The organism is Microbacterium sp. NPDC091382 (assembly GCF_044757025.1).
In the GTDB taxonomy this organism is placed as follows: Bacteria; Actinomycetota; Actinomycetes; order Actinomycetales; family Microbacteriaceae; genus Microbacterium.
In genome coordinates this window covers 189,350-195,804 of sequence record NZ_JBIVUD010000003.1, presented here as the reverse complement: position 1 = coordinate 195,804, position 6,455 = coordinate 189,350, and the positions used below count along the sequence as shown (strand labels likewise).

Annotated in this window: 5 protein-coding genes and 1 pseudogene; all 6 read right to left on the bottom strand. The window is 70.1% G+C overall.

Annotated elements, in window-relative coordinates:
* Positions 1-1,438, bottom strand: a pseudogene (locus ACIQLK_RS12380) (hypothetical protein); the annotation flags it as partial.
* A gap of 91 nt (positions 1,439-1,529) precedes the next feature.
* Entirely contained in the window at positions 1,530-2,639 is a 1,110-nt protein-coding gene (locus ACIQLK_RS12375; protein WP_400365096.1) for a glycosyltransferase, read from the bottom strand.
* A gap of 28 nt (positions 2,640-2,667) precedes the next feature.
* Positions 2,668-4,122, bottom strand: a complete 1,455-nt coding sequence (locus ACIQLK_RS12370; protein WP_400365095.1) for an LCP family protein — start codon at positions 4,120-4,122, stop codon at positions 2,668-2,670.
* Between the two features lie 25 nt (positions 4,123-4,147).
* On the bottom strand, positions 4,148-4,615 hold the full coding sequence (purE, locus tag ACIQLK_RS12365) for a 5-(carboxyamino)imidazole ribonucleotide mutase (protein WP_400365575.1): 468 nt from the start codon (positions 4,613-4,615) through the stop codon (positions 4,148-4,150).
* Positions 4,616-4,712: 97 nt separating this feature from the next.
* Positions 4,713-5,840: a 5-(carboxyamino)imidazole ribonucleotide synthase gene (locus ACIQLK_RS12360; RefSeq protein WP_400365094.1), complete on the bottom strand. Its 1,128-nt coding sequence runs from the start codon at positions 5,838-5,840 to the stop codon at positions 4,713-4,715.
* A gap of 54 nt (positions 5,841-5,894) precedes the next feature.
* Positions 5,895-6,449 (bottom strand): PH domain-containing protein, encoded by a 555-nt coding sequence (locus ACIQLK_RS12355; RefSeq protein WP_400365093.1) that lies wholly within the window; start codon positions 6,447-6,449, stop codon positions 5,895-5,897.
* Positions 6,450-6,455: the final 6 nt, after the last annotated feature.

Genomic DNA, 6,455 nt, shown 5'->3' with positions numbered 1-6,455 from the left:
CCTGATCACCCTTGCGCGCCGTCGCCGTCATCCCACTCTGACTCTTCTGCGGACGCAGATGCACCACATCCGTCGTGAACATCGACACCGGCGCGGGCGCCGCCTTGAGGGTGAGGTAGTCGCTGTGAGCCCAGTACGTCGAACCGCTGACGGTGAGCCGCCACCAGGCACCGTACGTGCCCGTCCGCGCGTAGGTCTGCCCGTCCGTGATCGATCGCTTGCCGGTCTCGCAGCTCGTCGTCGGAGCCTTGCGTGCGTTCAGCGACGCGGTGACGACCACGGCCGTGCCCGACGCCTTCGTGATGCTCGACTCCGCCGGAAGCTTGCAGGCGTCCGAGCCGGCGGCCGGCGAGCCGCCCGGCATCCGGAGCGCGGACTTCGCGACCCACAAGGTGCCCGACCCGTTCGCGATCTGCACCCACGAGCCGTAGGTGCCCTTCACCGTCACGGCGGCTGACGTCGCCAGTGCCTTGGTCCCCGACGTGCAGGATGCGACGGGCGCCTTCCGCGCCGTCGTCGCCGTCGTGACGGTGGCCGTTCCCGAGGCCGAGACGACGTCGGCCGCCACAGGGACGGTGCAGGCGGCGACGGTCGCCGGCGCGCCCGTCGCGTTCGGGACCGCGCCGGGAGCGAACCACTGCACGTAGTAGTTGTAGAAGTTCCGGTTGCCGTAGCTGGAGCACCCGTCACCCTGCGCGTAGCCTGCCGCGAGCGCCGCGATGTTGGGACGGTACGGCGTGTAGATGTAGAGGTTCGCGGTCGCCTGGTTCTTGATGAAGACCTTCGACGTCCCGCACGCGCTGTCCGGGTGCCACTTGACCGTGTTGACCTGATTCGCGCGGTAACCGTACTTCGTGGGATTCTTCTTGTAGACCTGCTGCTGGCGGGCGCCGAGGTAGACCTGGTTGACGAACCCCGCGGATGCCGCGCTGCACGGCGCCGTGTCGGGGCAGTTCATGCCCATCGAGGCGCGGTAGCTCCACTCGGTCGGCTTGGTCGAGGTGACGAGTCCCTGCTCCTTCTGGAGCATGACCAGGATCACCTTCGGACTGATCCCGCACGCCTTGCCGACCGTGACGACGATCTCGGACGCGCGCACCTTCTTCTTGCCGGTGATGGCGTTGCAGTAGGAGTCCTTCGCCTTCGCCGGGAGGTCGGCGGTGAAGTTCCGCAGGCACGTCGGCCCAGTCGTCGCCTTGCACGAAGGCACCCGGGCCTCGAGGAACGTCTGCGCCTGCGCCGCCGTCATCGAGTTCCCGTTGAAGAACTCGGCGTCACTGATGATGTAGCCGCCGTCCGTGATGGACGACGGGAGCTCGGCGGCGCGGGCGGCGGATGTCGGCGCGACGGCCATGAGAACCGAGATCGAGAGGAGCGCCGCGAGCATCATCGCCATGCTCCGCAGGGACCGTCGGGGCACGGAAGATGTGAGGCGCATGTGAACAGTGTTACTGAAGTCGCGCGGTGTTACCAGTCAGGCCCGAAGATCGGCCGCACGACACGCCGCCCCTGCGACCTTCTCAGCGAGGTCAGAGTTCGGCGTGAAGCTGCCACACGCGCTCCGCGGCGCCCATCCACGTGAAGGCACGACCGCGATCCGCGGCGAGGACGGCCAGGCGGTCCACTGCGACGGTCGACGACAGCGTGGCGGCCAGCTCGACGCCGAGCGACTCGCCGTCCCCGAGCGCGAGGGCCGCCCCGTCGAGCAGGAGCTCGCGATGCGTGGCACTGTCTGCAGCGACGATGGGCACCCCCAGCCGCAGGGCGTCGAGCGTCCGCCACGGGAAGGATGTCGTGTCCGACGGCGCCAGGAACGCAACCGCCCCCGCCAGCACAGCCGCCCGGTCGAAGACGTCGAGGCGTCCCCGCACGTGGAGGCGGCGTTCCGGAAGGCCCGCCGCCGCGGCGAGCTCGGCGATCGCCGGCTCCTCGCCCTCCGGGGCGTCGATGACGACGACGGCCGTGTCGCGCCCCGACCGCACGACGGCGTCGAAGCCGGTCCGAAGGCGATCCGACGCGGCCACGGACCCGGCCATCAGCACGTAACCCTCCGGGACGCCTACGGCGCGACGACGCCCGACCTCGTCGGACGGGACGCGCAGCGAGGTCGACGGAGCTCCCGCGATGACCCGGATGCGATCCCCGAGCGGCGCCAGGTCGGCCACTCGACGGGCGAGTTCGTGCGTGGGCACCACGACCGCGTCGGCGTGCCGCGCTGCACGGCGGAGCATCGCACGCGCCCAGGCGGACTCCGCTCGCGGCAGATCGTCGGGGGCATCCCACGCCCGCGTGTCCCAGAGGGTCACGACGGTCTGGTCGTGATCGTGGACCCGATCGTGTTTCACGAGCGGCGCGGCGAGGCTCGCGGAGTGGATGAGGCCGTCGCCCGCGCCGGCGCGCAGACCGTGCCGCCAGAGCGCCGTCGCCGCCGCAGACCCCACGGGCAGGCGGTCGAGCCCGGCAAGACCGTCCGCCAGCACGGTCTCGTCCGCCCCGTCGCTCGGAACGATGGCGCGCACGTCGCATCCATTCGGAGCTGTCGTGACGAGCGCCGCGGCCAGTTCCCGCGACGCCCCGACGACGTCCGGCCCGACCCCGGGAGCCGACGGGTCGAACACCACCCGCAGAGTCGTGGTCATCGGTGATCTCCCTGGTCTGCGTGGTCGCTCACGGTGCGGGCGTCGGTGTCGGCGGGTGCAGGAGAGTCGAGACCTTCGTGCGGATCCGCTGCCAGTCGTCGGACGTCGGGTTCTCGGCATCGATGTCGACGCCCTTGGGCGTCAGCTCGAGGTCTTGAACCTTCTGATCCTTGGCCTTGCCTGCGAGGTCGACGAGGTACGGGAGGAGCGAGTCGGGGATGTCCGTCTGCACGAGGTTCTTGCCGGCCGCCACGATGTCACTGAAGCGGGTCAGCACGGTCGACGGCGTCGCCTGCGCGAGGATCGCGGTCTGCAGTTCGCGCTGCCGGCGCATGCGGTCGTAGTCGCTCGTCGTGTAGCGCGAACGGGCGTACCACTGAGCCGTCTGGCCGTCCATGTGCTGCGCGCCCTTCTCGATCCACCCCGTGGCCCACTCCTCGGCGGGCTGATCACGGTAGCGGGGACCGGGCCCCTCGGGGAGGCGTTCCTTCACCGTGATGTCGACCCCGCCGAGCGCGTCGACCAGATCGGCGAACCCCTTCATGTCGATGAACACGTGGTACGGGATGTCGATGCCGAGGATCCCCTCGGCGGCATCCTTCGTCGCCTCCACGGCGGGTGTGCTGTTCTGGTCGGCGGCATCCGGGTAGAGGCTCGCGCCCCGGTCGGCCCGACAGACCTCGACCGCGTTCGTGAGCTGGTTGATGCCCGAGGACCAGCCGCAGCTCGAGGACGTGTGCCCTTCGAAGCCGTCGGGATAGAGATCGCGCATGGGCCCGTCCGAGAACGGCACATGACGCAGGTCGCGCGGGATGCCGAAGATGGTGACGGCGCCCGACTCGGCGTTCACCGAGACGACGGAGATGCTGTCGAACCGCATGGAGTCCCGCCCCTGCCCGCTGTCGGCGCCGAGGAGGAGGAAGTTGTAATGACCGTCGGACGGAGGGACGCTCGGCCCGTCGGCGAAGATCCCGAGCCCCGACCGCAGCGGGGCGATCACCGACTGGGCCGTGTAGGCGGAGGCCGATGCGGGAACGAGAGCGAGGATCAGCGCGACGACGACCACGGCGGCGCGCGTTCGCCCCGGAACGCGCCGGAGCCGAACGAGTCGAAGGGTGTCGATCGTCAGGACGACCCAGAGGACGGCATACGCCCACAGCAGTATCTGCGCGCCGATGAGCGTCCACTCCGACGCGACGATCGACGCCAGCATCGAGCGCCACATCAGTCCCAGCAGAAGGCCGACCGCGAGCACGACCCACATCGCGATCGTCGCGATAAGTCCGACCCGCCCCAGTCGCCGATTCCCCGCCAGGGTCTGCGCCGAGCCCGGGAGGAGGAAATTGGATGCCACGAGCCACCACGCCCGCCGCGACATGACACTCGGTGCAGCGACGTCGGGGTGGCGGAGCGGCCGCTCCTCGACGAGAACGCGGCTTCGGGGTTCGTATGCCGTCGCGCGCGACGGGCTCAGGACGCTCATCCCCGCGATCCCGCGTCGCGGCGCATCACAGCGCGTCCTTGAGGCGCCGGTTCTTCTCCTCGACCTGCCCCTCGAGGTCGGCGGCGTACGCGGCGACCGCATCGGCGACGGCAGGGTCGGACGAGCCGAGCAGGCGCACCGCGAGGAGACCGGCGTTCTTCGCGCCGTTGATCGACACCGTCGCGACCGGGATGCCCGCCGGCATCTGCACGATGCTGAGAAGGGAGTCGAGGCCGTCGAGCGTCGCGAGCTGAACCGGGACGCCGATGACCGGGAGCGTCGTCACCGATGCGAGCATCCCGGGCAGATGCGCGGCTCCGCCCGCCCCGGCGATGATCGCCCGCAGCCCGCGGTCGCGAGCCTCGCGCCCGTAGCGCAGCAGCTTGTCCGGCGTGCGGTGGGCCGAGACGACCTCGACCTCGTGCGCGACACCGAAGTCGGTGAGCACCTGCGACGCGTCGGACATGATGCGCCAGTCCGAATCGGACCCCATCACGACGCCGATGAGGGGGGCGGAAGACGAGTGGAGGGGGCGGTTCACTCGACCAAGGCTAGGCGGGCGAGCTTGGAGAACCCCGGAACGGCACGGATCAATCGAGGAAGAACGCGGCTGCGGCCCGTGCCTGGTACACGATGTCGTCCAGGTCGTCGCCGGCCACGTTGACGTGTCCCACCTTGCGGCCGGGTCGCGGATCCTTGCCGTACGTATGCACCTTCGCCGAGGGATGAGCCTCGAGCGCCGCCGGCAGGCGGTCTGCCAGCGTGCCTTCCGACGGCCCCCCGAGGATGTTCACCATGACGGCGTGCGGGGCACGGAGAGCGGTGTCACCGAGGGGCAGGTCGAGAACCGCACGCAGGTGCTGCTCGAACTGGCTCGTGATCGCACCGTCCTGCGTCCAGTGGCCGCTGTTGTGGGGGCGCATGGCCAATTCGTTGACGAGCAGACGCTCGTCCCCGGTCTGGAACAGCTCGACCGCGAGCATCCCGGTCACCCCGAGGCCGGTGGCGATCGCTTCGCCGATCTCGGCCGCGACGCCCGCGAGGCGCCCTGCCGAACTCGGGGCCGGTGCGATCGCCTCCGCGCACACCCCGCCCTGTTGCACGGTCTCGACGACCGGATACACGACGAGATCACCGGACGGACGGCGCGCGACCTGCTGGGCCAGCTCCCGGGTGAAGGGCACGAGTTCCTCGGCGAGGAGGGCGGCACCCGACTCGAGCCCGCCGATCCAGTCGGCGACGTCGCCGCTGCTCGACACGACGCGGACACCCTTGCCGTCGTAGCCGCCGCGCGGCGTCTTCACGACGGCGCGGCCCCCGTGCTCCGCGATGAACGCGTCGAGGGATGCGGCATCCGTCACGGCAGCCCACTCCGGCTGCGGAAGCCCCAATTCGGCGAGCTTGGTGCGCATGTCGATCTTGTCCTGCGCGAAGGCGAGGGCATCGGGTCCGGGGCGCACGGCGACGCCGGCCTCCACCAGGCCGCGGAGGACGTCCTGCGGAACGTGCTCGTGATCGAAGGTGATGACGTCGACGTCCCTCGCGAAGGCGAGCACCGTGTCGAGGTCGCGATAGTCGCCCACAGCAGTGGCCGCCAGACCCGCGGACATCCCCGGCTGCTCCGCCAACACGCGTACGTCGATGCCCATCTCGACGGCAGGCGCGATCATCATCCGCGCGAGCTGTCCGCCTCCGACGATTCCGATCTGCAGTGCCATGCTGCTCCTCCCGTCGACACCATCCTGGCGCATCCAGCGGGAGCGTCGTGGCGCTCAGTCGTCCGTATCGATGATCGGAATGCTGTGGGAGTCACGATGCGCGAGGATCTGGCTGACCTCCACCTGGTCGGACAGCGTCTCGTGGACCAGGCGCACGGAGGGGATGTCGATGAGGCGTACCGGCTCGTCGACACCGTTGGCGAGGGTGAGGCTGCCGCTCCCCCATAGCCGCTGCACGGGCCCGCGACGCTCCGCGATCGTGTACCCCCGGGCATGGGGGATATCGGTGCGACGACGGTTTACGAGCCCCGCCCGTTCGATGACCCGCCTCGTCGTCACCGTGTAGGTGTGCGAGAGCCAGCGGAGGTAGGGCACGATGACGAGGAAGACGAGCACCAGCGCCGCCGCAGCCCACAGCATCCACTCCTCGAACGGGGCGGGCAGGTTGCCGGCGAAGTATCCGACCGCCCCGGCCGTCGCGACGAAGATGAGCGCGGGGAGGAACATCCGCCGCGCGTGACGTCGCAGTCGTGCGACGACGAGCTCCGGCGCGGCCGTCCCGGGTGCAGGCGTGCGGGGACGTCCCGGATACGCAGTCGGCTGGCTCACACGACC